General features: G+C 48.9%; 25 protein-coding genes. 3 read left to right on the plus strand and 22 right to left on the minus strand.

From position 1 onward, the window contains the following. Nucleotides 1-11: 11 nt before the first annotated feature. The 12 genes from fliF to GRF59_RS07960 all read right to left on the minus strand — a co-directional run bounded on the left by fliF (nt 12) and on the right by GRF59_RS07960 (nt 13014). Nucleotides 12-1592, minus strand: coding sequence for a flagellar basal-body MS-ring/collar protein FliF (fliF, locus tag GRF59_RS07905; protein ID WP_160497047.1), 1581 nt, complete (start codon nt 1590-1592; stop codon nt 12-14). 38 nt (nt 1593-1630) lie between these two features. Beyond that, complete coding sequence (gene fliE / locus GRF59_RS07910; protein ID WP_160497048.1) at nt 1631-1936, minus strand: flagellar hook-basal body complex protein FliE; 306 nt, start codon at nt 1934-1936, stop codon at nt 1631-1633. A 41-nt stretch (nt 1937-1977) separates the two neighbouring features. Next, nucleotides 1978-2430, minus strand: a complete 453-nt coding sequence (gene flgC, locus GRF59_RS07915; protein WP_160497049.1) for a flagellar basal body rod protein FlgC — start codon at nt 2428-2430, stop codon at nt 1978-1980. A gap of 6 nt (nt 2431-2436) precedes the next feature. Next, nucleotides 2437-2844: a flagellar basal body rod protein FlgB gene (flgB, locus tag GRF59_RS07920; RefSeq protein ID WP_160497050.1), complete on the minus strand. Its 408-nt coding sequence runs from the start codon at nt 2842-2844 to the stop codon at nt 2437-2439. Between the two features lie 530 nt (nt 2845-3374). Continuing rightward, nucleotides 3375-4778: an ATP-dependent protease ATPase subunit HslU gene (gene hslU / locus GRF59_RS07925; RefSeq protein ID WP_160497051.1), complete on the minus strand. Its 1404-nt coding sequence runs from the start codon at nt 4776-4778 to the stop codon at nt 3375-3377. 17 nt (nt 4779-4795) lie between these two features. After that, on the minus strand, nt 4796-5338 hold the full coding sequence (gene hslV, locus GRF59_RS07930; protein WP_136604695.1) for an ATP-dependent protease subunit HslV: 543 nt from the start codon (nt 5336-5338) through the stop codon (nt 4796-4798). A 14-nt stretch (nt 5339-5352) separates the two neighbouring features. Then, nucleotides 5353-6699, minus strand: a complete 1347-nt coding sequence (gene trmFO, locus GRF59_RS07935) for an FADH(2)-oxidizing methylenetetrahydrofolate--tRNA-(uracil(54)-C(5))-methyltransferase TrmFO (RefSeq protein WP_160497052.1) — start codon at nt 6697-6699, stop codon at nt 5353-5355. Nucleotides 6700-6733: 34 nt separating this feature from the next. Further along, nucleotides 6734-8836 (minus strand): type I DNA topoisomerase, encoded by a 2103-nt coding sequence (gene topA, locus GRF59_RS07940; protein WP_160497053.1) that lies wholly within the window; start codon nt 8834-8836, stop codon nt 6734-6736. Nucleotides 8837-8987: 151 nt separating this feature from the next. Next, nucleotides 8988-10106 (minus strand): DNA-processing protein DprA, encoded by a 1119-nt coding sequence (gene dprA, locus GRF59_RS07945; protein WP_160497054.1) that lies wholly within the window; start codon nt 10104-10106, stop codon nt 8988-8990. Between the two features lie 112 nt (nt 10107-10218). Continuing rightward, a complete protein-coding gene (sucD, locus tag GRF59_RS07950) occupies nt 10219-11148 on the minus strand; it encodes a succinate--CoA ligase subunit alpha (RefSeq protein WP_160497055.1) in 930 nt (309 codons plus the stop codon). 36 nt (nt 11149-11184) lie between these two features. Continuing rightward, entirely contained in the window at nt 11185-12345 is a 1161-nt protein-coding gene (sucC, locus tag GRF59_RS07955; protein ID WP_160497056.1) for an ADP-forming succinate--CoA ligase subunit beta, read from the minus strand. A gap of 195 nt (nt 12346-12540) precedes the next feature. Beyond that, nucleotides 12541-13014: a MarR family winged helix-turn-helix transcriptional regulator gene (locus GRF59_RS07960; protein ID WP_160497057.1), complete on the minus strand. Its 474-nt coding sequence runs from the start codon at nt 13012-13014 to the stop codon at nt 12541-12543. A gap of 320 nt (nt 13015-13334) precedes the next feature. Between GRF59_RS07960 and GRF59_RS07965 the strand changes: the two genes are divergently transcribed. Beyond that, entirely contained in the window at nt 13335-14924 is a 1590-nt protein-coding gene (locus tag GRF59_RS07965; RefSeq protein ID WP_160497058.1) for a YifB family Mg chelatase-like AAA ATPase, read from the plus strand. Nucleotides 14925-15058: 134 nt separating this feature from the next. On the opposite strand, the gene GRF59_RS07970 is transcribed toward GRF59_RS07965, so the two are convergent. The 8 genes from GRF59_RS07970 to rplS form a co-directional block, all read right to left on the minus strand. Continuing rightward, nucleotides 15059-16081 carry an alpha/beta fold hydrolase gene (locus GRF59_RS07970; protein ID WP_160497059.1) on the minus strand — a complete coding sequence of 341 codons (1023 nt, stop codon included), beginning with the start codon at nt 16079-16081 and terminating at the stop codon, nt 15059-15061. A 335-nt stretch (nt 16082-16416) separates the two neighbouring features. Further along, on the minus strand, nt 16417-16803 hold the full coding sequence (locus GRF59_RS07975) for a YraN family protein (RefSeq protein ID WP_160497060.1): 387 nt from the start codon (nt 16801-16803) through the stop codon (nt 16417-16419). After that, nucleotides 16797-17102, minus strand: coding sequence for an EscU/YscU/HrcU family type III secretion system export apparatus switch protein (locus tag GRF59_RS07980; protein WP_160497061.1), 306 nt, complete (start codon nt 17100-17102; stop codon nt 16797-16799). Before GRF59_RS07980 ends, GRF59_RS07975 begins: the two co-directional genes overlap by 7 nt. Then, a complete protein-coding gene (locus GRF59_RS07985) occupies nt 17099-19096 on the minus strand; it encodes a hypothetical protein (RefSeq protein WP_160497062.1) in 1998 nt (665 codons plus the stop codon). Before GRF59_RS07985 ends, GRF59_RS07980 begins: the two co-directional genes overlap by 4 nt. 77 nt (nt 19097-19173) lie before the next feature. After that, complete coding sequence (locus GRF59_RS07990; RefSeq protein ID WP_160497063.1) at nt 19174-19794, minus strand: ribonuclease HII; 621 nt, start codon at nt 19792-19794, stop codon at nt 19174-19176. 568 nt (nt 19795-20362) lie between these two features. Then, nucleotides 20363-21229, minus strand: a complete 867-nt coding sequence (gene ylqF, locus GRF59_RS07995; protein ID WP_160498186.1) for a ribosome biogenesis GTPase YlqF — start codon at nt 21227-21229, stop codon at nt 20363-20365. A 50-nt stretch (nt 21230-21279) separates the two neighbouring features. Then, a complete protein-coding gene (gene lepB / locus GRF59_RS08000; protein WP_160497064.1) occupies nt 21280-21900 on the minus strand; it encodes a signal peptidase I in 621 nt (206 codons plus the stop codon). Nucleotides 21901-22049: 149 nt separating this feature from the next. Then, entirely contained in the window at nt 22050-22394 is a 345-nt protein-coding gene (gene rplS / locus GRF59_RS08005) for a 50S ribosomal protein L19 (RefSeq protein WP_127599436.1), read from the minus strand. 357 nt (nt 22395-22751) lie between these two features. On the opposite strand from rplS, the gene GRF59_RS08010 reads away from it, so the two are divergent. Then, a complete protein-coding gene (locus GRF59_RS08010; protein WP_160497065.1) occupies nt 22752-24032 on the plus strand; it encodes an MFS transporter in 1281 nt (426 codons plus the stop codon). A gap of 212 nt (nt 24033-24244) precedes the next feature. Further along, entirely contained in the window at nt 24245-24796 is a 552-nt protein-coding gene (locus tag GRF59_RS08015) for an ArsR/SmtB family transcription factor (protein WP_160497066.1), read from the plus strand. Nucleotides 24797-24848: 52 nt separating this feature from the next. On the opposite strand, the gene GRF59_RS08020 is transcribed toward GRF59_RS08015, so the two are convergent. Beyond that, the gene (locus tag GRF59_RS08020; RefSeq protein ID WP_160497067.1) at nt 24849-25100 is read right to left on the minus strand and encodes a hypothetical protein; all 252 of its coding nucleotides are present in this window, start codon (nt 25098-25100) and stop codon (nt 24849-24851) included. A 91-nt stretch (nt 25101-25191) separates the two neighbouring features. Then, nucleotides 25192-26148: a GNAT family N-acetyltransferase gene (locus GRF59_RS08025; protein WP_160497068.1), complete on the minus strand. Its 957-nt coding sequence runs from the start codon at nt 26146-26148 to the stop codon at nt 25192-25194. Nucleotides 26149-26177: the final 29 nt, after the last annotated feature.

Consider the following 26177-nt stretch of genomic DNA (forward strand, 5'->3'; position numbering starts at 1 on the left):
TGGATTCACCTCTATTCGTCAGCGAGCCATGTACGCAGCAGATTGACAAACTCCTCCGGCTTTTTCTTTGCCAGCGTTTCGAGCTGTTTGCGCACCTGACTTTCATTCGTCACACTTTCCAAACTAATGGATGGAAATTCCGTTGGAGCCGGCAATGGAAAATCTTCTTCCATTTCCTCTCTCTGTTTGCGTCGGCGGAAAATCAGGAAGCCGCCTCCGGCTAGCAAAGCGAGCGCGGCGAGACCAATACCCCACAGAACTCCTTTGGAAAGCTGTAAACCTTTCGTTTGGGTTTCTTCTCCTCCAAAAGGTTGCGAGTAAACCGAAACTTTTTTAGCGAGTTCCGCGTCTGTATATGTAGCACCCGAATCCGAAAGAGACGCTCTGACGATATTCACCAAAATATTCTGAATGGCATCCTTTGTCGGTTGATCTACCGTTTTTTGTCCTGTAGGTGGTTCAACAGCCACATTAATGGTTAAATCTTTTACAGAATAAGGGCTGGACACAATGTCTTTGGTAATCCGGTTCACTTCATAATTGATCGTCTTCGACAGATCCTCGGAAGTTACGTCACCGGTCGATGAACCGCTAGGATAGGTTGGCACCTGAGTTTGGCCCGTGCCTGCCACGCCGCTGTCAGGATTCGCCTTGCCCGTATAATTCTTCGATATTTCCTGTACGCTGATTTCGATGCCTTTCATATTCTCTTCATCAACAGGTGTTACCAGGTTTTGTTTGCTTTGAACCTTATCGAAATTCAATTTGGAAACAACCAGAACGTCAACTTTGTTTGCTCCCATGAATCGGCTTAAGAATTGTCTGACATTTTGACGAACTTCATTTTCGAATTTCTTTTGCAGCGTGAAGTTTTCTTCCACGGAACTGCTTAACGTTCCCTGCCCGCCCCGTGCGGACGGCAACAGTTCTGCACCGCCTTCGCCTTCCATCATCGTGATGTTCTCGATCGGCAAATTCGGTACTGCCGTTTTGACGAGATTGAAATATCCATCGATGGTCTCTTGGTTTGGATTATATCCCGGCTTGAACGTCAGCACGACGGATGCATTCCCTTTTTCCTGGTCATCCGCACCTGCAAATACGCTCTCCTTAGGCAAAGTTACCAAAACCTTCGCTTGCGAAATACCGTTCATCCGTGTAAGAAGCTGTTCGACTTCACCATTCAGTGCATTATTGTATTTGACATTAAACTCGCTGTCCGTTGTCCCAATGGAGGACGAGTTGTCAAATGTGCGGAATCCGATCGAACCGTTCTGAACGATTCCTTGGGAACCAACATCCACTTTAATGCGGGCGGCTTGCGTACTCGGTACAGAGATCGTTTTACCATCGGAACCCAGCTTATACGGAATGTTGTTGGTATCCAGATAATTCATGATGCCTGCAGAGTCGCTGGAATTTAAATCCTTGAAGGCGACTTCATATTCCGTTTTGGAAAGCTGCATGGTCAGCACCACAATAGCGACGATGATTAGAGCCAGTGTTGAGATAAATATTGTTTTTTGTTTTTTGCTGAACTGATTCCAATATTGGACGATCTTGTCCTTATATTGGGCGATTCTTTCATTCACAACGTCACCCACCCTACCCGAATCTTAGCAATTTACGTTTATACTTGCGTACGCATGATTTCTTGATAGGCCTCGATGACCTTGTTTCGAACCTGAGACGTAAGTTGCAGACTCAGCAGCGCCTTTTGCGAGGAAATCATGACCTGGTCAACGTCCACCTGTCCGAGCATAAATTTATTGCTCATCTCCTCGGCCGCTTTTTCCTGATCAGCAATCTGGCTGATGGCATCTTCCAGGTATGAACCAAACTTGCTAAGGGATTCAGCCGGTGTTGCTCCGCTTTGACTCTCCTGAAGTTTCAGCGGTTGTAAAGCCTGAGTGGAAAACATGGTGTTTTGAATCATTAATGTCCCTCCTTACATTTTTATGGTTTTAATACAAGGAACTAACGTCCTATTTCCAGTGCTTTCATAACCATTGCTTTGGAAGCGTTTAAGGCTGTCACGTTTGCATTGTAAGAATGTGAGGCAGAGATCATATCTACCATTTCTTTGGTGAGGTCTACATTAGGCATATATACATAACCGTCCGCATCCGCATCCGGATGATTGGGATTGTACACTGGCTTAAAGGGAGTTGAATCTTCCTGAATCGCAGTAACCTTGACGCCCCGGGCGGTGCTGTCCTCTCCATTCATCTGCGCTTGCAGCATGTTCGCAAAATTCGACTCATTCGGCGAAAATACGACCATTTTACGGCGATACGGTACTGCTTTGCCGTTTACCATTGAAGCTCTTGTCGTTTCGGCATTCGCGATGTTAGAAGAAATGACATCCATTCTGAGGCGTTGCGCCGTCAAACCCGATGCGCTAATGCCAAAGCTGCTGTTCAAGTTCATTTATTCCTATCTCCCTTCGACCGCTACACGCATCATTTTGATTTGTTCATTGATTTGCTGGATGTAAGAATTGTACTGAATTTGATTCGCTGCGAGATTGGCCATTTCGCTGTCGACATCGACGTTGTTAAGGTTGTTGTTCATTGAAGTGGATTGATCCATGGTTACGACAGGCTCAGGTATCGAGCTTGTAGGACCTATGGCAAAGTGCCGGGGATCTGTGATCTTCCCGCGCAGTTGAGGCATGCTTCCATTCATTTCCTGCTGCAGCAGACTTTCAAATGACACTTCCGACCGTTTAAAGTAAGGTGTTTCTTCATTCGCGATGTTGTTGGAAATGACGTTCTGCCTGATGTTTGCCGCTTGCAGGCCAGCCTCCATGCGTTGAAAGCTGGTGCTGTTCAACAAATCCATTTTGCTGTCCCCCTTTTCCATATCTTGTATAAATACTTTTTCATATCCGTCGCTCCGAAACTTGTTTTTTTCGACAAAAGAAATCAAAATAAACAATATTTCTAGGACTTAAGTAGAAAAATTTACTAACTTGTCGTATATCCTAAGTTTCTTAAAGATTGGGTTATATTACAATAAGAAAAAAGCCCTATCTTTTAGTCAAAAGGAGGGCTTTTTTCTTATTTTATGTTAAGTTATTCCTAAAACTGCTCGGGATAAGGGATTAGAGGTTCATATCCCGCTTTCGCATCGTCACTTTTCGCCAAAACCAAAACTAAACAGTCCCGGTTTTTCCGATTTGCGAAAGCAAAACTTGTGAAACAATTACCATGTACATAATTTAATCCCATTTTACTGCTTTTATAGTCAAATAAACCCGATCAGAATATATGCCATTAAGGCTTCTGGTCGGGTTTATTGATGCTTTCAATAAATACTGCTGCCAAATATAGACGGTCAGTCAACTATGAATAGGCTTCGCGATTGACATTTCATAAGATATATTGGCTGAGATCACGGTCCTGGGCAATGCCAGCAAGCTTCTCGCGCACATATTCAGGTGTTATGGTCATTTGTTCCAGCGTCAGTTCAGGAGCCTCAAAGGACAAATCCTCAAGCAGCTTCTCCAGAATAGTGTGAAGTCTGCGGGCTCCGATGTTTTCCATACTGTCATTAACGGATGCGGCAATCTTGGCAATTTCCCTGATTGCTTCCGGCGAAAAGTCGATTTCGATGTTCTCTGTTTTCAAGAGATCCTTGTACTGCTTCGTGATCGCATTTTTCGGCTCCGTCAAAATCGACACAAAGTCGTCCAGCGACAGGCTGTTTAATTCGACACGAATCGGGAAACGACCCTGCAGCTCCGGAATGAGATCCGAAGGCTTGGCGATATGAAAAGCTCCAGCCGCAATAAACAGGATGAAATCCGTCTTCACAGGACCGTATTTGGTCATGACAGTCGATCCTTCGACAATTGGCAGGATATCCCTCTGCACGCCTTCTCTGGACACGTCAGGCCCTGATCCCTTGCCTTGGCTGGCAACCTTGTCGATTTCGTCAATGAAAATCATTCCGGACTGTTCGGCGCGATGAATGGACTCGGCAATGACATCATCCATATCAATCAGCTTGGTGGCTTCTTCCTGTGTTAATACTTTACGTGCTTCTTTAATGGCCAGCTTACGTTTTTTAGTCCGTTTCGGAAGCAGACTCCCGAACATTTCCTGCATATTCATGCCCATCTGGTCATTACCCTGACCGGCAAGCATATCCATCATGTTCGGCGTAGTATCTTCTACGTCAATTTCAATCAGATCGTCCTCCATGCCGCCGGAAAGCAGCTTGAATTTTACCTGACGGCGTTTTTCCGCAACGTTGCTGTCCTGCTCTTTGTCTTCTTCCGGTTCCTGCTGGTTATTGTTGCCGCCTCCGAAGATCATTTCGAAAGGATTGCGCTGACTTTTGTTCTTGCCGCTCTGGGGAACAAGAATCTGAACAATGCGCTCATTGGCAAGCTCTTCCGCCCGGTCTTTGACCTTTTCCGTGCGTTCCGATTTCACCATGCGAATCGAGGTCTCGATCAGATCGCGAACCATGGATTCGACGTCTCGGCCGACATAACCGACTTCCGTGAATTTGGTAGCCTCGATTTTGACAAAAGGCGCATTAACCAGTTTAGCCAAACGTCTGGCAATTTCGGTCTTGCCTACGCCGGTTGGCCCAATCATAAGAATGTTTTTAGGTACGATTTCATCGCGGTCTTCATCTGGAAGCAGATTACGGCGATACCGGTTGCGTAGAGCAACGGCTACGGATTTCTTCGCCTCTTTTTGACCGACGATATATTTATCCAATTCGGCAACAACCTGTCTCGGAGTCAAGTTCTGGTTATCCATATGCATCCCCCTACCTTTTACAACTCTTCCACGATGATATTTCCGTTGGTGTACACACAAATTTCGGAAGCGATTTTCAGGGCCTCCCGCGCAATATCCTTCGCTTCGAGATCCTGGGCATGACGCTTGAGAGCACGGCCTGCCGACAATGCAAAATTGCCTCCTGAACCAATCGCAAGAACATCATCATCAGGTTCGATAATTTCTCCGCCCCCGGAGATCAGCAGCATACCGCTCTTGTCCATGACGATCATCAGAGCTTCGAGCTTGCGCAAAACGCGGTCCGATCTCCAGTCTTTAGCCAGTTCTACCGCAGCACGCTGAAGATTGCCATGATGCTCCTCCAGCTTACCCTCAAACTTTTCGAACAATGTAATGGCATCCGCTACAGATCCGGCAAAGCCGGCTACGACCTGGCCCCGGTATAACCGGCGCACCTTTTTAGCCGTTTGCTTCATAATCATATTTTCTCCGAACGTCACTTGGCCATCACCGGCGATGGCCGCTTTTCCATTGTGGCGCACGGCGCAGATCGTTGTTGCATGAAATGACATCTCCATACCCGTCAAGCCTCCTAGTCTAGACTTCCTTCGTGTGCTGTAGATACGCCATAAGCTTCAACAAATTCAGCAACGCTAGCCAATGCTCGGTTAGCGAGTGCCTCGTTTTTCTCTTTTTTGTTGCGGATCTTTTTCTCGAGTCCAGGCAACAGACCGAAGTTAGCATTCATTGGTTGAAAATGTGCAGGATCTGCATGAGTAACATAGTGTGCCATGCTGCCGATCGTACTGGTCTCGGGCAAAACGACAAGCTCCTCGCCTTTTGCCTTCCTAGCGGCGTTAATTCCGGCTATAAGCCCTGAAGCAGCGGATTCCACATAACCTTCCACCCCGGTCATTTGACCGGCAAAAAACAGGTTCTCATTCGTTTTAAGCTGATATGTAGGTTTCAGCAGTCGTGGCGAATTAATGAATGTATTGCGATGCATGACGCCATATCGGACATATTCGGCATTTTCAAGACCCGGGATCATGGAGAAGACGCGTTTTTGCTCTCCCCATTTCAAATGAGTCTGGAAACCGACAAGGTTATACAACGTCCCGGCAGCATTGTCCTGACGAAGCTGAACAACGGCATAAGGAAGTGTGCCTGTATGCGGATTCACCAGACCAACCGGTTTCATCGGGCCGAATAAAGCGGTTTGCTTACCACGTTTCATCATAACTTCAATCGGCATGCAGCCCTCGAAGTAAACTTCTTTTTCAAATTCCTTCAGCTGAGCGACTTCAGCTGTTACGAGCGCATCATAAAATGCATTAAACTCTTCTTCGTTCATCGGACAGTTCAGGTAAGCCGCCTCGCCTTTGTCATACCGGGAAGCGAGATAAACCTTACTCATATCGATCGAATCTTTTTCCACGATCGGCGCAGCTGCATCATAAAAATAGAAATATTCCTCGCCCATCAGCGCTTTAATCTCCGCGGAGAGCGAAGGCGAAGTCAGCGGGCCGGTTGCGATGACAACAATCCCATCTTCAGGTATATGCTGAAGTTCCTCATTTACGACCTCTATCAGCGGATGGTTATGAAGAATATCCGTGATGTCTCCGGAAAATCCATCGCGGTCTACGGCCAATGCGCCACCGGCGGGCACCGCATTTTTATCCGCAGATCCCAAAATAATGGAATCAAGCATGCGCATCTCTTCTTTAAGCACGCCTACAGCATTGGTTAAACCATTTGCTCTAAGTGAGTTCGTGCACACCAGCTCGGCAAACTTGTCCGTGTGATGCGCAGGTGTTTTCACGACGGGGCGCATTTCATATAATTTCACGGGAACGCCGCGGCTAGCGATCTGCCAGGCAGCTTCGCTGCCCGCCAGACCGGCGCCGATAACGGTTACCTGTTTTACTTCAGTCAAATTGATTACCTCCTACGTTTAACGCAACATGCTGTTATATAATCTCATCATTGTCGTCGTTTTCTTCGATTTCCTCTACGTGGTCACAGGATGTGCATTGGAGTCTGGCTCCCTGCTTATTCCGTTTCTCAATCATCCACGAGCCGCATTTCGGACATGGCTTGCTTGAAGGACGATCCCAAGAAACAAAATCACATTCCGGATACCGGTCGCAGCCATAAAAAATTCGTCCTTTTTTGCTGCGGCGTTCCACGACATGACCCTCTTTGCATTTTGGACACGTGACACCGATATCCTTGACGATCGGCTTCGTATTCCGGCAGTCCGGAAAACCTGAGCAAGCCAGGAATTTGCCAAAACGTCCAAGCTTATACACCATCGGTTTGCCGCATTTTTCGCAGATTTCATCAGAAACCTCGTCTTCGATTTCAATTTCTTTCATTTCTTCCTCGGCGACCTCGAGGCGCTTCTCAAAGGATTCATAGAATTCGCTCAGAACCTTAACCCAGTCCTCAGAACCTTCCTCTACATGGTCAAGATCTTCCTCCATGTGTGCGGTAAACTCCGCATCCAGAATTTCAGGGAAGAATTGCTCCATCTGCTCGATCACAAGCTCACCCAGCTCTGTTGGCATAAACTTCTTCTCTTCGATCGCTACATATCCACGTTTTTGGATGGTCTCGAGTGTCGGAGCATACGTACTTGGCCGTCCAATCCCAAGTTCCTCCATGGTACGGACGAGGCGTGCTTCGGTGTAACGCGGAGGAGGTTGAGTGAAATGCTGCTTCGGATCAATTTCTTCTTTTTTCAGCTTGTCTCCAGGCGTCAGGGCAGGCAAAAACTTCTCTTCCTCTGTCGTGCCGTCATCATTTCCTTCGACGTAAACCTTCATAAAGCCGGGAAAACGCACTTTAGAGCCTGTTGCGCGGAATACCGCACTTCCTGCCGCGATATCCACCGATAATGTATCGAGAAGAGCGGAAGCCATCTGGCTCGCTACAAAGCGCTCCCATACGAGCTTATATAATCTGAACTGATCACGACTCATAAACGATTTAACGGACTCGGGGTCACGCAACACTGACGTTGGACGAATGGCCTCATGCGCATCCTGCGCATTCGCTGCCTTTTTCGAATATTCGCGCGGGCTTTCCGGCACAAACGTGCTGCCGTATTTTCCATCAATGTATTCCTTCGCCTCTTCTTGAGCCGAAGCAGCAATTCTCGTGGAGTCGGTACGCATGTAAGTGATCAGACCGACGGTCCCTTCCTTGCCCAGTTCAACGCCTTCATACAGTTGCTGTGCAACGGACATCGTTTTGGCAGCCCGGAAGTTCAGCTTGCGCGCAGCTTCCTGCTGCAGGGAACTGGTCGTAAACGGCGGCGACGGGTGCCGCTGGCGTTCCTTTTCTTTCACTTCTGCAACCTTGAAGGTCGCTCCTTTAATGGCTTTTAGAACTTCATCTACATCCGCTTCCTTGGACAGATCTTTCTTTTGTCCGTCGAGCTGATGGAACTTCGCCTCAAACACGGAACTGCCCTTGGCAAGCTTGGCTGTGATGGACCAGTATTCTTCAGGGACGAAAGCGTCGATTTCATTTTCACGATCGAGAATAATCTTAACGGCAACGGATTGAACACGACCCGCCGATAGTCCCTTTTTGACTTTCTTCCATAATAGAGGACTGATTTTGTAACCTACCAGTCTGTCTAATATCCGTCTAGCCTGCTGGGCATTAACCAGATCCATATTGATTTTGCGCGGTGTTTTGAATGCATCCTTCACCGCTTGTTTCGTAATTTCGTTGAACACAACCCTGCAGCTTTCAGTATTATCCAGCTCCAGAGCGTGCGCCAAATGCCAGGCAATCGCCTCCCCTTCACGATCGGGGTCAGCTGCGAGATAAACCTTTTTAACTTTTTTGCTGGCATCTTTAAGTTCCTTTAATATGGAACCTTTTCCGCGAATCGTAATATACTTCGGATTGAATTCATTTTCTACTTCAACCCCGATTTGGCTCTTTGGCAAATCGCGAACATGGCCCATGGAAGCCTTTACGATAAATTTGCTGCCTAAATACTTGCCGATCGTCTTCGCCTTGGCGGGCGATTCCACGATCACCAGTGAATCAGCCATCGGTATATCCTCCTCTCCATTCATCAAAAGCTTCATTAAGATTAAAAAATCTATCAGTTTTCATCGAAGCTGAACGATTCTTTAATCTCAAGAGCTTTCTCCGCTCAATGCGGTTTGGCTATTTTTGAAATTCATTTCCTTCATGTTTTACTTATATAGTCTTATATATAGCACCAGGTAATTGGGTGATCTGCTTTTTTATGATTAAAGATAACAGAACTGAATGCAAATGTCCAAAATCCCACCGGCTGTGCTGCAGCAGTTCATCCAGTGTGAACGGTCCCTGCTCCAGTATATGGTATAGTCGCAGCTCATCCGTTGTCAAATGACCTTCCTTGCAAGGGGAGGCCTCTTGTACCTGACGCTCCCTATTGTATGTATTCTTAAGCCCCTTTGGCAACCATGAATCATATTCCTCAAGGATGTCGGCTGCTTCGCATACCATCTTGGCACCCTGACGTATTAAATGAAGTGCTCCCCGGCTCTTCGGCGACGTTACCTGACCAGGAACCGCAAAAACATCCCTTCCTGCATCCAGTGCCGCGTCCGCAGTAATTAATGATCCGCTGCGCTCATCAGCTTCCACAACCAACGTACCGAGCGACAAGCCCGCAATAATACGGTTCCGCTGTGGAAACAAACCTGGATGAGGCTTGGTTCCCGGCGGATATTCCGTTATGACCAGACCGTCCTTCGCCATCCTGATAAACAAGGATCTATTCTCGGGTGGATACACGATATCCATGCCGGTAGCCATTACGGCAATTGTCCCTCCTCCGCATAATAACGCGGCTTCATGGCAAATGCTGTCGATCCCTCTGGCCAGTCCGCTGATAACGGTTAATCCTTCTTCGCATAACCCTCGCGCAAGCATTTCGCCCATTTTCTTGCCGTATGCCGTCGGGACTCTAGTCCCTACCATTGCTATAGCCGGCGAGGAGAATAATCCGATATTCCCTCTTGCATACAGGACATGCGGAGGATCAGGGCTTTCTTTCAGCATTGCAGGATAATCTTGGTCTAATAAGGTTAACGTTTGAACAGCTGGATCACATTCTTTTTCTTTTTGCTTCATTAAAAGAGCCGTTTCGGACAAATTTTGCACGAGGCGCTTTGATATTTCGACTTGGAATCCCTGTGCTTCCCACTCCCTATTTCCCCACTCCATCATCTCCTCCGTCAACAGCCCATCCGATATCATCCGGGAAATGCTTTTTCTGCCGACGCCTTTGGTTTCATGCAATGCAATGAGCAGCCACCGTATATCCATCTTATCACCTCTTGCAACCTGTTTTGAGAAACACAAAAAAACAACCCCTTATTCCCTACAGGAGGAAATAAAAGGTTGCTTACCTTTGAATCTATCATAACCCTAATACGGATTAATGTGTCAAGCATTTGTCCAGCATGCCGCGTTCTTCAAGAACGCTGACCAGCGTGGAGCCCATATCGGAAGGCGTTGGAGCGACTTTGATGCCGCATTCTTCCATTTTGGCGATTTTCTCTTTGGCAGTACCTTTGCCGCCGGAGATAATAGCGCCCGCATGGCCCATACGTTTTCCTGGAGGTGCAGTTACGCCGCCGATAAAGCCGACAACCGGCTTGGTCATGTTACCACGGATCCATTCAGCAGCTTCTTCTTCCGCTGTACCGCCGATTTCACCGATCATGATCACTGCATAGGTGTTAGGATCTTCGTTGAAGCGTTTCAGAACATCAATGAATTCCGTACCTTTTACAGGATCTCCGCCGATACCTACCGCAGTGGATTGTCCAATACCGCGTGTAGTCAGCTGATGAACAGCTTCATAAGTCAGCGTTCCGCTTCGGGATACAACGCCAACATGTCCTGGAGTATGTATATATCCAGGCATAATTCCGATTTTGCATTCGCCCGGTGTGATGACACCTGGACAGTTTGGTCCGATCAGAACGGTTTTCTTGCCTTCCATATAACGGGCTACTTTGACCATATCCAGCACCGGAATGCCTTCAGTGATACAGATGACAAGTTCCATTTCGGCCTCAACGGCTTCCAGAATCGAGTCTGCTGCAAAAGCAGGCGGAACGTAAATAACGCTCGCCGTAGCGCCTGTAGCATTTTTGGCTTCTACCACGGTGTTGAAAACAGGCAAGCTCACAGAACTGCCATTTTCAAGCTCAATATCCACGGTTGTACCGCCTTTGCCCGGGGAAGTACCTCCCACCATTTGCGTTCCGTAATCAAGGGCGCCTTTTGCATGGAAAAGGGCGGTTTTCCCGGTGATGCCCTGGGTAATCACTTTTGTATTTTTATCAACCAAAATACTCACGATTCGTTCACATCCCCTGTTCGATTTTAAAGGTACCTATTTTACGAGCGAGACAATTTTTTGTGCTCCGTCGGCCATGGAATCGGCTGGAACAATATTCAGGCCGGATTCAGCCAAAATTTTCTTCCCAAGATCCACGTTCGTTCCTTCCAGACGCACAACCAGCGGCCGGGTAAGGCCAAGCTGTTTCGCTGCTTCAACAACACCCTCGGCGATAACGTCGCAACGCATAATGCCGCCAAAAATATTGACGAAAATGCCTTTAACATGCTTGTCGGAGAGAATGATTTTGAACGCTTCGGTTACCTTCTCTGTCGTCGCACCGCCCCCTACATCTAGGAAGTTGGCCGGGTCGCCGCCATAGTGTTTGATGATATCCATCGTTGCCATCGCAAGGCCTGCGCCGTTAACCATGCAGCCGATGTTGCCGTCCAGAGCTACATAGCTCAGGTCGTACTTGGATGCTTCGATTTCCTTCTCGTCCTCTTCGTCCAGATCGCGCAGCTCCTGAATGTCCTTATGGCGGAACAATGCATTGGAGTCAAAGTTAAGCTTGGCATCCAGCGCCATGACGTTGCCGTCACCCGTTACAACCAGAGGGTTAATTTCAGCGATCGAACAGTCTTTGTCCACAAAAGCTGTATAAAGGGCCATCATAAACTGACCAGCCTTATTTACCAGTTCTTTAGGAATGTTGATGGCATAAGCAAGTCTGCGGGCTTGGAAAACCTGCAATCCTACAGCCGGATCAACAATTTCTTTGAAAATTTTCTCAGGAGTAGCCGCAGCCACTTCTTCAATTTCCGTGCCGCCTTCTTCCGAAGCCATCATAACGACGCGGCCGGTAGCGCGGTCAACAACAACACCCACATAATATTCTTTGCGGATATCGCAGCCTTCTTCGATCAGGAGACGCTTAACTTCTTTGCCTTCCGGACCGGTTTGATGCGTAACGAGAACCTTACCGAGAATTTCCTCGGCATATGCGCGGACTTCGTCAAGATTTTTGGCAACCTTAACGCCGCCTGCTTTACCGCGTCCACCTGCATGAATTTGCGCTTTAACAACCGTTACTTGGCTGCCCAGCGATTTTGCGGCTTCCACAGCTTCCTCCACCGTATAAGCAACCTTTCCGTTCGGAACGGCAACTCCATACTGTTTCAATACTTGTTTTCCTTGATATTCATGGATATTCATCTACGGAATCCTCCTATCAACATGACTGCTACAAGGCGGGTCTTTCTCTTGGAAAATAATATAAACCCAAGCTATTGTACCATGATTTTAAAACGCTTACCTCATTAAACTGCGCTTCCATCGACAGCTTTTTGATATCGGTTTAATCCCTTTGAGAGAATGCTTGGAATTTTATGGTAATTATTCGCCGTTTTCCTACCCTGTTTTCCCGTCTCGTTGCGAATTAATTTGATGTACACGTTCGAGAAGGCCCTTGAATTCCCCCAATAAACGGTTAAACTCATCCCCGTTCAAGCACACCTCATTTTGCATGGATCCGGGGACATCTACCGCCTTATCTTTCAACAGTATTCCTTCTTCGGTAAGCGAAATGATCACCTTTCGCTCATCTTGGGAAGAACGCTCCCTGTTGATTAGCCCGGCGGCCTGAAGTCGTTTCAACAAAGGAGTCAGCGTGCCCGAGTCCAAAAACAGCGCTTCCCCCAGCTCCTTCACGGTACATTGTTCTTTTTCCCACAGCACGATCAACACCAGATATTGTGAATACGTCACGCCCAGCTTCTCCAGATACGGCTGGTACAGTTTCGTAATTTCGCGTGAGCAAGCATAAACGGCAAAACATAATTGGTTCTCCAACTGAAGTTGGGGAACAATACCTTTGGATTCCATGTTACTTCCATCACCTGCCTTCATTGCTAATATTATCACAAGGATTGAAAAATATTAAATATACCCAAACTTTATGTTTGCAATTGAATTGTATGCTTTTCTTTACTTTACAACTTTTTTTGCCTTTTCAAACAAATAAAAGTCCATTCCGTATTTTATTTATCGGAGCAAAGATCCCGCCTTGACATTTAACTTCTCCAATCTTACAATGTGGTCAAAATACTTGAAAATAAGGAAGCACCTTTTTTTCAACCGGACAGCAAGCCCCGTAGCGATGCAGCGGCTGGCTCGATCCTGTGAAAAAGGGGGCTTTTTTTTGTATGTACGGAAAAATGTATAGTGCGTGTTTATATGGAATTGACGGTGTCCTGATTGAAGTTGAGGTGGATATATCCAATGGGCTGCCCTTAACCTCGATCATCGGTCTTCCGGATTCGGCGATCCGCGAGGCGGTCGAACGGGTCCGGGCGGGAATCAAAAACTGCGGGTTTGCCTTCCCTTTGCAGCGGACGACCATTAATTTGGCACCGGCCGATTTAAGAAAAGAGGGCTCTGCTTTTGACCTGGCGATCGCCCTTGGTATTTTGTGTACAAGCGGACAGCTTATCCTACCTCAGGAGGAGAAGCTGCTTCTGATCGGAGAAATGGCGCTGGATGGCAGTCTGCGACCGGTTACCGGCGTTCTGTCGATGGTCGACCGCGCCAAACGCGAAGGATTCACCGCGGTCCTGCTGCCGAAGGAAAACGCACCAGAAGCCGTCTTGGTAGAAAACATGAATATTTATGCAATTGGACATTTGAACGAGCTGTTGGCTCTGGGTGAACAGGAGGCGGGACTCGCCTCCAACGAAAAAAACAGCCCGATACGTATTTCCTCCTTCGCCGGGCTGCAGTTGCCTCCTTCATCTCCAACAATACAGGATATCGCTCCCCTCGAGGACTATGCCGATGTTCTGGGGCAACAGCATGTGAAACGCGCTCTTACGATCGCAGCTGCAGGAATGCATAATATCATGCTCATGGGACCGCCGGGAACCGGTAAAACCATGCTGATCAAGCGGCTCCCTACCATCCTTCCGCCCATGACGGAGCAAGAAGCACTGGAAACAACCAAAATCTTCAGCGCAGCCGGGAAGCTTAAGGAGCCCGCAGCGGGACTGTTGCGAACCAGACCTTTCCGTTCACCCCATCACACGATTTCAGCGGGAGGATTGATTGGCGGCGGAACGATCCCGAAACCGGGAGAGGTCAGCCTGGCTCACCGGGGAATCCTATTTCTGGATGAACTGCCCGAGTTCAACCGCCAGGTGCTTGAAGTGCTCCGGCAGCCGCTTGAGGATAAGGCCGTTACCATTAGCAGGGCGAGAGCCGTGCATACCTTCCCGGCCAGGTTCATGCTCGCCGCATCGCTAAATCCTTGTCCGTGCGGATATCTCGGAAGCGACCACCCGGGTCATCAATGCACGTGCAGCCCTTCGCGAATCGCGCAATATCGCTCCAAAATTTCCGGCCCGCTGCTCGACCGGATCGACCTGCAGGTGGATGTCCCCCGGCCGAAAGAGTGGACGCGAGAGAAGTTCAGCTCTTCGTCCGAAGATATGCGTTCCCAAGTACTTGAGGCTCATGAAAAACAGTTGAAGCGATATAGTCAACTCCAACATATTTGCTGGAACAGCGAGCTGTCAGGCAGCGCGCTTCGGCGTTTTGCCAAGCTGGATGCCGACACCTCCCACATGCTCCACCAGACGATCGAAGCATTGGGTCTCAGCATGCGTGCGTATGACCGGATTTTAAAACTCGCTCGCACCATCGCCGATCTGGACGGATATGAAGAGATTAAATCCGTTCATGTCGCCGAGGCGATACAATACCGGAATCTGGACAGGCCACAGGTCGAGACATTCGCTTAATGTTCAGAAAAATGCCGAATGCAAATAAAACCTACGCTTATATAATAAGCGAAGGTTTTATTTTTGTATCCATATTTTGCAACTATTTTGTGTTCCAAATTCCTTAAAGCCACCATCATCCGCAAGTTTATAGATTAAGATTTCGATTGTTGCTCCTCTGTAAATGAAGGCGATAATCGCTCCATTACCTTATAAAGTAAATGAATGAGATGCCTGTTAAACTTCTCCGGCTCCTCAAAATTCGGGCAATGGGCTGAATTTCCGAACCATTCCCAGGTCTTTATAGGGGCCTCCAGTTTATTGAAAAACAATTCCGCCAATTCAAACGGCGTATTGTAATCATGTTTGCCCATGCATAAAAATACCGGAATTTGCAGTTTAGTAATTCCTTCCAAATTGATATCACATACCTCGGTCCACATGTGCCTGATCGAAAATCGGGCCCCTCTGATGAATCGCAGGATGTCCAATACATGATATTCCGACGAACGGAGCATCTTGGGAACAATCACGTTCATCATCGACTGTCGGTACATGACTCCCTTAAATGCGCTCAGCCATTTGCGCTGGATTGCCAGCTTCCTATAATCCAAATACGAATTCTCTTCAAGTGCTGCAAGTTCTCTCAGTGCTTTCTTATGGCCTGCTTCCTGCGATTTTCGCATGACGTATTGAAGTGATAGCCGCTCCCCCTTCGCCATGTTGACCACCTGCCCGATACCTATATAGGCGTGGTAGTATTCAGGAAAGCGTTCTGCCAGTAGAACACCCATAATACTGCCCCACGAGTGACCGACGATAAAAATCTTGTTCTGGCGGAACCTATTCTGAAGATAGTTCGTAACCTCACAGGCATCAGCAATAAACTGTTCGATGTTCATCGTTTCTGGATTGAGATCACTACGGTAGGACAACCCCGCTCCTCTCTGGTCCCAGTTCACAACAACAAAATGCCGCTCGAGCTCACGCTGGAAATAGGGGGCAAATCCGATTTGTGCCGAGCCAGGTCCACCGTGAAGGAACAGGAGAACAGGCAGTAAGTCGCTTTTGCCTCTCATCAGGAGCCACTGCTCCGTACCCCCGATAAAAAGCTTTTCCAGACATGCTATAGACCTGAAGCCGTCGTTTATTTTAGGCGTCTTTCTCCTAAGAAACATATTTTAATCCCCCTTTGTGGACAATTATTCATCCTATTGCCGGGGTTCTTGAAGACTGCAATGAGAGCTCCCTCTGCGCGAACATAAAACTTATGTATTTAAAGTAAAACAAGGAACTGCTGTATTCCGCATATCAAAATATGAGAGGAAAGGATCGCAGGACAAACTTTAAGAGATCAATATATGCAGAAAAACGATTAAACATAAAAGACCTCCTGTGATCGCTCCGGAAGTCTTCTCTAAATCGCTCTAACGCTCATGTAGCATTATATTTAGCATTATATTTAGCATTATATAACATTATTCTTGATACTATTGCTTTCAGAATGCCCTATCTAAAAAGCGCCTTCGATATGTTGAAGTGACGCGGCACGCCGCTCGCTATCCAGTTCAATCGCCACAACATCGAAACGAATCTCCCTCTCCACCTGTTGTTTATAATGCAGGTAAGCGAGGGCCGTGTTTCGAATCTGTTTGATTTTACGGATATCGACAGACTCCGCCGCAGTACCAAAGCGGGTACTAATGCTCCGGCTGCGTACCTCGACAATAACTAACAGTTGACCCATCTCGGCTACGATATCGAGTTCACCGCTCCTGCAACGCCAATTGCGGTCTTTAATGGCATATCCGCGGGAAGCCAGATAGCTGCAAGCAGCTTGTTCTGCTGCAGCACCTTTCTCACGGCGGTTATCCTTTGGCCTGTTCGTCCGTTCTACCATTCGTTCTCCCTTTCCCGCGCCGTCCGGTCCGCCCTGTATATAAAGCTCAGCACCTCAGCCACAAGCTGGTACAGCTCAGGCGGAATCTGCTGATCCAGATCCAGCTTCGACAATACCTCAACCAATGCTGCATCTTCCTGGACGGGAACCCCATGTTCCTTGGCTTTATCGAGAATGGCCTCGGCAATTCTGCCTCGCCCTTTGGCGGCCACCACCGGTGCTTCGGCTTCCCCCGGGGCATATTTGAGAGCAACCGCCTTCTTCATTGAAATTGGATGCTCCTGAGATTTATCGCTCATACCCGGAAATCCACCCCTTTGTAGCTCTGGGGCACATAATCATGGACTGCTGCGGCCGTCGTCGTACCTTGCGTCGATTCCGCCGCTTTCACGGGCATTGGCTCTGCTCTCAGCGTCAGCAGCTGATAGCCAAGGGACTCCATGGCTGCGGATATTTCATCCTTGTGGTTAATCAGCAGCTCTCCGGCCCAATCCGCATCGTTATGAACTTTCAGACTCACAATCCGGTCTACGACCTGCACGTCTACCAGTGTCTGCCCCAAATGCTTCATTTGCAGATCGAACCACAAGCGGCAGTTCGAGGCATCCAATTCACCCTTAGGGCCCCGGCGGGATTGGATCTGAACCGAGGCTGTTTCTTGGCCGTCCGGTCCGTTCAGCGGCAAAAACAAGGTGACTTGGGCAAACGGCGCCGTCCGGTCCGTGTTCAACAGCAGCTGCTGGCCCGTCAAGTGGGATACCAGCTGCTGAGCTGCTTCCTTCAATGCCGGCGGCACTTCATCATGGTTTACCAACTGCAGCAGAATGCCTTTGAGCGTGTCCTGAGCGCCTGAGCCATGCAAGGCATGCTCTGTACGTATTCCGGCTGTTTCCCCAGCCGGAATGGATGTGGCAGCCGTATGTAATCCGGCTGCCTGCAAAGTGCGGGCCTGCTGCTCTTGCCCGGCCGCGATTTCTCCGGCCGGCTGCTGCGGGACCGCCCCGCTCCCCGGCGCCGTCGCCGGGGCGGGCTGCCGCGCAGCGGCTGCGGCGGCGCTTGCCGTGCCGCCGGCCGGGTTAACGGGCCCCGGCTCCGCCTGGCCCGTTGCCTGCGGCGCCGCACCCTGGCCTGCGGCCGGTGCAGCCACGACAGGCCGCGCGTTCCCCGCCGCGGCCCCTGGTTCTTGCGCGGGCATCCCGGCCCCGCGCAGGCCCTGCTGCTCGTGCTCCGCACCGAGCAGCTTCAATAGCCGCCCCACCCACGGCTCCGCTCCGGGGGCTTGGGGCGGCATCGGCTCTGGCCCTCCGGCGGGGCCAGAGCCTGTCAGCGCCGCCTGCTGCGTGGGCGGCGCCATTCCGGTGGCCGGCAATGCTGCTGCACGGCCGGCGGTCTCGGCATTGCCCTGCTGCGCAGCCAGGGCGCTGCCTGCAAGCGGCGCGGTGCGAAGCTGCTGCAGCACCTGCTGGAGCTTCGCCAAGAGCGGCTGCAGCCCTTCAGCAGGTGCTGCGTGCCCATCACTGGCAGTCAACACTTGTCCGCCAGTCTGGGCCGCCTGACCCTTTGCTGATGCCCCTTCTATATTCTCCTGCTGGTTCACGCCTAAACCAACCTGCGTAACACTCGAATTGTGACTGATTTGGCCAAGCCGGTTTGCTGCTCCAGCATCTCCAGATGCTGCGGGTTTGACAGGACCATGCATCGTCTGCGCAGCCTCCAGCTGCTCATCAAGTACAGCTAACAATTCATGTAACGGTTGCCCGAACACTGCCTGCTGCAGTCCGCGGACACTCTCCGCGGTCACCGGCAATCCTCGCTGCAAGGCTATCGCAGCGGACTGGATCCATTGCTCGGTCGGAACAGACGCCGGTTTCTGCTGCATGATCCGGCTGAACAGCTCCGCATTTTCCTTGTTCAGCGGCACGCCACTGGACTGCATGGCTTGGATCATCGTACGGTTCTCATCCGTGTCAGCAAGTCCTAATGTACCCAGCACATCTGCCATCGATTGGGAGGGTATCGCAGAGTATGGTGACTCCGCCAGCGGCTTCAACACCATCATGCCGTTCGATGCAGGCGGCTGCACCTGCAGTAGCGTCGCTTGACCGGCCTGCATCGGCGTCTCAAGAGCCGCTTTCACCTTAACCCCTTGGATCTGTACTACGGCCTCTTGACCGTCTTCCGAGACGCTAAGCACCACACCCCTGACCACTTGGCCGGTCTTCATATCCAGCTGCTTCGCATCACCCGCTTTGGTTTCACCCAGCAGACCGCGAATCAACGAACCGATATTCACGTCTCTCGTCCTCCTTCGTTCGTGCGAACCCTTTTTTCTTTATATCGGCACCTGCCTCACGGCAGTGAAGAAGTGCCCTAGAACAAGGTTTCCTGAACGACCTCCAGATTCTTCAGGAAGCTTTTGCGGTGCATCGGGGTGGGTCCCAGTGCCAGGATCTGCTCCCGATGAAGCTTGGTTGCATAACCTTTATGTATCGCAATACCATATTCGGGATAACGTGCCTCCCATTCCCCCTTACAAAGCCTGTCCCTCGTTACCTTGGCGATTATCGAAGCAGCCGCAATGCTTTGGCTGGTGGCGTCCCCTTTGATGATGGACAGCTGCGGAATCTCTACGTCAACTTTCTCCGCATCGACGAGAAGATAATCGGCGGCCACCGGCAGTCCTAGAACCGCTTTTTGCATCGCAAGCCTTGCTGCCTGCTTAATATTAATTCTGTCAATCGTCTCGGCATCGACATAACCGACGGAGATGGCAACCGCCTGCTCGGTAATCAGTTCATACAGCGCTTCACGTTTCTTTTCGCTCAGCTTTTTGGAATCGTCTACGCCTTCCAGCACCAAGCCAACAGGCAGAATAACGGCGGCAGCGACCACATCCCCGAATAAGCAACCCCGCCCAACTTCGTCTATTCCTGCAATCCATTGATAAGATTGTGACCAGCATTCTTTTTCGTGCATTAACAAGTCTGTCATGTTGTTCCTCCTAGCTCTCCCCGGACTTCATTCCCTGTCCGCGCAGCTTACTGCTCAGAACATTATACTTGATCCGGGGACATGCTGCATGGCTTTTCCAGGAGTTTCTGCTAGTGAACCATGATCTGCGACTTGTCTTTTTCCGGTGGTCACGAGTTAATTATCGAAAGGCTCGTAACTGTATCAAACGTCATCGGTACCGCGTTTAAAGGTATGGACCGCCGCATGCCGGACTAGATCGACGGATTGTTTCATTGAAACCCCCGACGTTATTAGCCATTTCTGCTTCTTGATTCCCCCCCATTCTTCCATTTGTTTTTATTTACCAATGTCATGGATTGATATGTTCCTTCACCTCCTGCTCCAATATATAGAAGCATGATCAACCATAATATTTTCAATTTTGATAGGTCACCCTATATGCACATTGACTATATCTTGTCCTTTCCCATGAATAAACATATTCCCGGCATAGCAAAAAAGCCGCCTGTCGGCGGCTTTCTTATACATATCATCTATGCGATTCCATAGGATGAACCTTTAGATAGAACTTTTAATTGCATGCCGATTAATATGGGGACTCCATGGAGAAACGTCCCATTTTTCCGGCGCGCAGTTCCCTCAGCAGCGTACGGGAGGCCTTTTCAAGATCTACCCTTCCTCCGCTGATCAGGCAACCGCGTTTGCGGCCTACCGCTTCCATAATAGCCACGATCTCATCGCTTTCGTCCGGATTATGCGGAGTGCTGTCTTCCAGCTCAAACCGATCCCTGAAGGCATCCCAGTAGTAGCTCACCAGATATTTCACGGCGAAAAAGGCGATATCTTCAGCATTCAGTATCTCTTCCTTGATCGCACCGGTCACAGCCAGCTTGTAGCCCACATTCTGATCTTCGAACTTGGGCCACAGAATACCCGGTGTATCCAGAAGTTCGATCTCGCCGCCCACCTTAATCCACTGCTGCCCTTTGGTCACGCCCGGACGATCGCCTGTAGCAGCGATGCTCCTGCCGGCCAAACGGTTAATCAACGTGGATTTGCCGACATTCGGAATTCCTACAATCAGCGCGCGGATGGCTCTCGGATTGATGCCCTTTGCAATCTGCCGATCAATCTTCTCTTTTAGGAGCAGCTTAAGCTGTCCCGGAATATCCTTTACGCCGGTTCCGGTGGAAGCATCTACCGGGAAAGCCGTTTGTCCCAGCTCCTTGAAATACTCCTGCCACTCTTTTGTGACCGAAGGATCCGCAAGATCCGCCTTATTCATAATGATGAGCCGCGGTTTGCCCTGCAATATTTCGTCAATCATCGGATTGCGGCTGGACAGCGGAAGGCGGGCATCGATTAACTCGATGACCACATCTATCAGCTTCAGCTTTTCCTGTATTTGGCGGCGCGCTCTGGTCATATGACCAGGAAACCATTGAATCGTCACCGTCATCACCTCATTTTTGCCTACAACCAGCCGCTGCATCGGTGGATTGTTTAATGTTTAATCAAATGTACGTCCTTAACCGGCCAAAAAATCAAATCCGCACGTCCGACGATGTCGCCTAGCGGAACATATCCAATCATCCGGCTGTCCGTACTGTCGGAGCGGTTATCCCCCATCACGAACACATGTCCCTCAGGAACCTTTCCGTCAGGAAAAGCGCTATTAGGGAAATCTTTGTCGTTATACAACTGGCCTTCTTTATGTTTCTGATCCATGGCGCCCTGTATGTAGGTTTCGTTGACAGGCTTACCGTTAACCGTTACCGTGTCGCCTTCCACCTTCACCGTATCGCCTGCAACGGCGATAACCCGCTTAATGAAGTCCTTGCCTTCGGATGGAACATGGAATACAATGACTTCCCCGCGTTGCGGTGACCGTATATCATACAAAATTTCATTGACGATCAGCCGCTCTCCCGTATGGAAATTAGGCTGCATCGACGGCCCGTCCACGATGAACGGTTTAAAGAGAAGCCAGCGAATGAGAGCCACCAGAATTAGAGCTATCACAATCGCCTTAAGCCATTCTACTACTTCATTTTTTGCTTTTTTGGGTGGTTTACGATCCTGCTCCCCAAGTTCCACCCCATCATTCTGAATGTCCTGCTGCATACTTCACCGCCCTCTCCTCGTATCATCTGCGTGTGCACGTATTTTTTTCATTTTTTGCCGAAAAGAAAAGCTCCTAAACGGAGCCGATAACAATTCTTATCCTAAAACGAAAAGGGCTTGAAATCAAGCCCTCCCACGTTGTCCGTTTATTAACGGCGAATTTCTTTAATTCTCGCTGCTTTACCGCGAAGTTCACGAAGATAATAAAGCTTCGCACGACGCACTTTACCACGGCGAGCCACTTCGATTTTCTCGATTTTTGGCGAGTTGATTGGGAAAGTTCTTTCCACACCAACACCGTAAGAAATTTTACGAACCGTAAAAGTCTCACTGATTCCGCCACCGCGACGTTTAATTACTACACCTTCGAACAACTGAATACGTTCGCGAGATCCCTCGATTACCTTAACGTGCACTTTTAAAGTGTCGCCAGGACGAAAACTTGGGATATCTTTACGAAGCTGTTCTTGAGTGATCGCTTGTAGGATATTCATCTAGGACTCCCTCCTTCCGTACAGGTGTTCTTGCCTCTTCCGGAAAACCCTCTGTTCTCCTTCATCATCCGCAGCGGACCACCGTATTCCACACAACAGCGTTAATTGTAGCACATATGCGTAATGCTTTGCAACATCTAACTGAACAAGCCATGGATATGGAAATTCCTTCAGAAATTTCGATTTGCCCTATCGTTAAAGCTCGCAATCTCTCCAAGTTATTAAAAACAGTTTTCATCGTCAAAAAAATTTTGACGTTTACCGAAAAACCTATTGCAATTCAATCAAATATAAATAAAATAAATTTATCGTTAAATTATTTTTAACGTTAATAAATATTGAACGGAGTTGTCTTGAATGAGTGAAACGGTTCTGGTTCAAGCCCAGCCACGGCAAGGTATTCGTGAATTAAGCGCACACAGGTCTTATCTGATTATGATGGCCGCTAAGATCATCTCCCGCTTCGGGGATTCCATCGATTCCATTGCCTACAGCTGGATGGTTTATGTCCTTACGGGCTCTGAGGTGCTAATGGGCACATTGTTCGCTCTTAACTTTATTCCCGGAATTGCATTCAGCCTGTTCACTGGCGTCTTGGTTGATCGTTGGTCCAAGAAGAAGATCGTCATTCTCGCCAATGCCGGCCGCGGCATCATGGTCATGCTAACTGCGCTGTTATATTTTACGGGTTCTCTGCAGCCATGGCATTTATTCGTTTTCACTTTTATCAACTCATCTTTTGAATGCTTCTCAACGCCTGCCGAAATGTCTCTCGTGCCTCGCCTCCTCCCCAAAGAACTGCTTCTGACAGGAAATTCGATCACTTCCTCTGTCGCCCGGACCGCAGAGCTTGGCGGAATGGCCGCTGCCGGCGGAATAATCGCGCTGGTCGGTATTTCCGGTTCCATGATTATTGATGCGGCTACCTTTTTCATCGCTGCTTTTTTGTTTCTGTGGATTCGTTTGAAACCGGAAGATCAGCCTGCCGTTATACACACCGATATGCCTCCAGCCCATAAGAGAACCTCTTACTGGAAAGAGTTTTTATCCGGTCTGCAATTCGTCAAAAAAGAACGTCTCATTCTGCTGACCATGTTCGCGGCCGCATTCGTCAACTTGTGCCTTGCTCCATGGAACGTTCTGCAGCCCGTTTATGTAAAAGAAATACTTCACTCCGGCCCTTTTGGACTTAGCCTGCTCGGGATCAGTCTCGTCATTGGCATGATTCTCAGCGGAATCTGGATCAGTCAGAAGGGGGCACGCTATAAAAAAAGCTCATTGATTGTATTCGGATTCCTGCTGCTTGGCGTCACCTATAGCCTGTTGTATGTCCCATCCCTGTTCACTCTTTATCCCCTGTACGTGGCAACGCTATTCTGCTTCGGGATGGGGTTCGCCGTATCGTTCGTAAGCACGCCGATTTCGACATACATGATGGAAGTAACGCCACGCGAGATGCTTGGCCGCATCGGAGCATTGTCGAACATGCTCAGTACCTGTACCGTTCCGCTTGGCGGCGTTATCGCCGGCTTCGCAGGCACCTTTATGAGCGCTAATTTCATATTCCTGATCTTTGGACTTTTCATGATCATCCCGGGGCTTGTGCTTCTGACACAAAAGAGCTTCATGAGCTTATAAATGGCGAATTCAAGAAACATTCTTTTGTGCTTTATCTCTTCGGGCCTTATAATAGGCTTATTAACTGGATATTTCCAAATCGAAATTTAGCCTTCCGGGAATGGTCCATAAACCTATTCTCTTTGTTTGCTGATGGAAGTGATGGAAGCCGTGATTTGATATTGGCAACGTCCGGTGATCGTAAATGCAAGAAATGACGAGGTGCGTTTGTATTGGAGACGAAGGAACTTAGTACGATTGAAGAAATACGAATATATTCTGATCCTTACCGGATGAAAATATTAAGCCATTTCCAACGAATGGACCACCCGGCGACCATCAAAGAAATCGCCGACGCAATGGGTGAGGTCCCGGCAAAGGTATACTACCATGCCAAAAAACTTGAAAGCATCGGCCTGATCCATATCGTCAGTACGAAAGAAATCAATGGTATTAACGCCAAATATTACGAATCGTTCAAGGGCGCAGTTCGCATTAAACGCGATGATGGCGCAGACGAGGCTGCGAAGAAGATATTCATTTCGGAAACTCAAAAACTTCTTTCCGATCTGTATGATGATAACAAAAAGAAATTCCTTACGGCCCAGAGCAATGATAAGCCTTACGGCAACCTGACAAACTCCGAGGTCTATTTGACGGAAGAGGAAGCCAAGAAATTCATTGAGTGGATTAATCAGTTTGTGGATGAGCATCACTCTCGTAAAAATCCCGATCAGTTCAAATACGATATTTTTACGACGATTGCCAAAACGACCGATCAGTAAGTCCAGCACGACACAAAAAAAAGAATCCCGCTAAAGGGATTCTTTTTTTGTGTTATTTGGCATCCGCAGTGCCGACTGCGTTATTCTCATCTTCACTGGCTACGTAAATGTCATATTGCATACGCCTGGGTTGAAGGCCACCACCGTGGTCATTAGCCCAGTTCGTGATTTTGGACCGATGCGGAATCCCGCTTTGAATCAGCTTGTTCTTCATTCTTACAAATTCATCTGAATTGAAAGATGTGAAAATGAGCGTTCGTTCTCTAGGTACAAAAAATCTCCATATGGATTTAAGTATTCCCATCGGCTTTTCCTCCCCAGTCGCTGCATATATTGTACACTGTAGATTTCCTTATGCAAGTATACATGCAATCTCTGGATAAAACCCTGAGACCCTATTTCAATGTCTTTTTGGCGAGGTCATAGCCTTTCCACACGGTAAAGCCCATTTTGGCATAGAAATCAACCAATTCTGTCCAGTCAATGACCAGGTTTTTTACCCCCCGGCTGGCCAGCTCAGCCACGCCATCCTTAACAATTGCCAATCCGTAGCCCTTGCCGCGAAAGCGGTTATCTACGCCCAGCGGTCCGATACCTCCAAGCGGGCCATCAAATAAAGGTGCCCAGTAGGTATTTTGAGCGATCAGCGGGGACTCTCCATCATTCACTCGGCAAAATCCAATCATTTCTTCCCCCAAAAACAATCCCAGGAACTCACGACCTTTGCCGCCGCGCTCCCAATAGCATTGCGCTTCGTAATACCAACGTCCAGGGAAACAGCGTTTGAAGAAACGCAGCATTTCTTCCCGGTCTTTCTCTTCCAATAAACGGGAATGAGCGCCTTCAACGTATTCCTGGCGCGCAGCATCTCCGGCTCCGGTTTGGTTAACGAGGTCAAACACCTCGTAGAGCACCTCATAACCCCTGCGCTCCAGCCATGCCTTTGCTTCTGGGAACGCTTTCGGAATCCCCGGAATGTAGTGCCATGGATCTCTTCCGATGTAAGCCAGTTCCGCACCTGCATCCTTGAGAGCCTGTTCGGCCTGCTCCAGCAAACGGCTGCCTATCCCTTTCCCTCTAGCATCACTCCGCACCAGAATAGCCTGAATCCATCCTCCGCCGTCACCAAGGTGCATTTCCCGCTGCTGTTCCTGCCATTTTTTCGCGATCACAAACCCCAGAAGACTTCCGTCCTCGACAGCTAGTTTCGAACCCTCGAGGTAAACGTTCTCATCCTGAAATGTATTTTGCCGCATCAACTGCTCGCGCATCGGAAAATCGTCTCCGAGCTCCTGGTTCCACAGCTCGCACATGGGTGCCAGCCAATCCTCGTTCAATGGAATAATATTCACGATAAGCCCTCCCGGAAGTTAGAATAAAT

The sequence above is a fragment of the Paenibacillus dendrobii genome, from assembly GCF_009807035.1.
GTDB classification, from domain to species: Bacteria; Bacillota; Bacilli; order Paenibacillales; family Paenibacillaceae; genus Paenibacillus_AQ; species Paenibacillus_AQ dendrobii.

Bases quoted from the DNA above. Each gene is read 5' to 3' on its own strand.
- fliE (WP_160497048.1), bottom strand. From the start codon at position 1,936: ATGATTCAAAACACCATGTTTTCCACTCAGGCTTTACAACCGCTGAAA.
- flgC (WP_160497049.1), bottom strand. From the start codon at position 2,430: ATGAACTTGAACAGCAGCTTTGGCATTAGCGCATCGGGTTTGACGGCG.
- flgB (WP_160497050.1), bottom strand. From the start codon at position 2,844: ATGGATTTGTTGAACAGCACCAGCTTTCAACGCATGGAGGCTGGCCTG.
- hslU (WP_160497051.1), bottom strand. From the start codon at position 4,778: ATGGATAACCAGAACTTGACTCCGAGACAGGTTGTTGCCGAATTGGAT.
- hslV (WP_136604695.1), bottom strand. From the start codon at position 5,338: ATGGAGATGTCATTTCATGCAACAACGATCTGCGCCGTGCGCCACAAT.
- topA (WP_160497053.1), bottom strand. From the start codon at position 8,836: ATGGCTGATTCACTGGTGATCGTGGAATCGCCCGCCAAGGCGAAGACG.
- dprA (WP_160497054.1), bottom strand. From the start codon at position 10,106: ATGGATATACGGTGGCTGCTCATTGCATTGCATGAAACCAAAGGCGTC.
- sucC (WP_160497056.1), bottom strand. From the start codon at position 12,345: ATGAATATCCATGAATATCAAGGAAAACAAGTATTGAAACAGTATGGA.
- GRF59_RS07960 (WP_160497057.1), bottom strand. From the start codon at position 13,014: ATGGAATCCAAAGGTATTGTTCCCCAACTTCAGTTGGAGAACCAATTA.
- GRF59_RS07965 (WP_160497058.1), top strand. From the start codon at position 13,335: ATGTACGGAAAAATGTATAGTGCGTGTTTATATGGAATTGACGGTGTC.
- GRF59_RS07970 (WP_160497059.1), bottom strand. From the start codon at position 16,081: ATGTTTCTTAGGAGAAAGACGCCTAAAATAAACGACGGCTTCAGGTCT.
- GRF59_RS07975 (WP_160497060.1), bottom strand. From the start codon at position 16,803: ATGGTAGAACGGACGAACAGGCCAAAGGATAACCGCCGTGAGAAAGGT.
- GRF59_RS07980 (WP_160497061.1), bottom strand. From the start codon at position 17,102: ATGAGCGATAAATCTCAGGAGCATCCAATTTCAATGAAGAAGGCGGTT.
- GRF59_RS07990 (WP_160497063.1), bottom strand. From the start codon at position 19,794: ATGACAGACTTGTTAATGCACGAAAAAGAATGCTGGTCACAATCTTAT.
- lepB (WP_160497064.1), bottom strand. From the start codon at position 21,900: ATGCAGCAGGACATTCAGAATGATGGGGTGGAACTTGGGGAGCAGGAT.
- rplS (WP_127599436.1), bottom strand. From the start codon at position 22,394: ATGAATATCCTACAAGCGATCACTCAAGAACAGCTTCGTAAAGATATC.
- GRF59_RS08010 (WP_160497065.1), top strand. From the start codon at position 22,752: ATGAGTGAAACGGTTCTGGTTCAAGCCCAGCCACGGCAAGGTATTCGT.
- GRF59_RS08020 (WP_160497067.1), bottom strand. From the start codon at position 25,100: ATGGGAATACTTAAATCCATATGGAGATTTTTTGTACCTAGAGAACGA.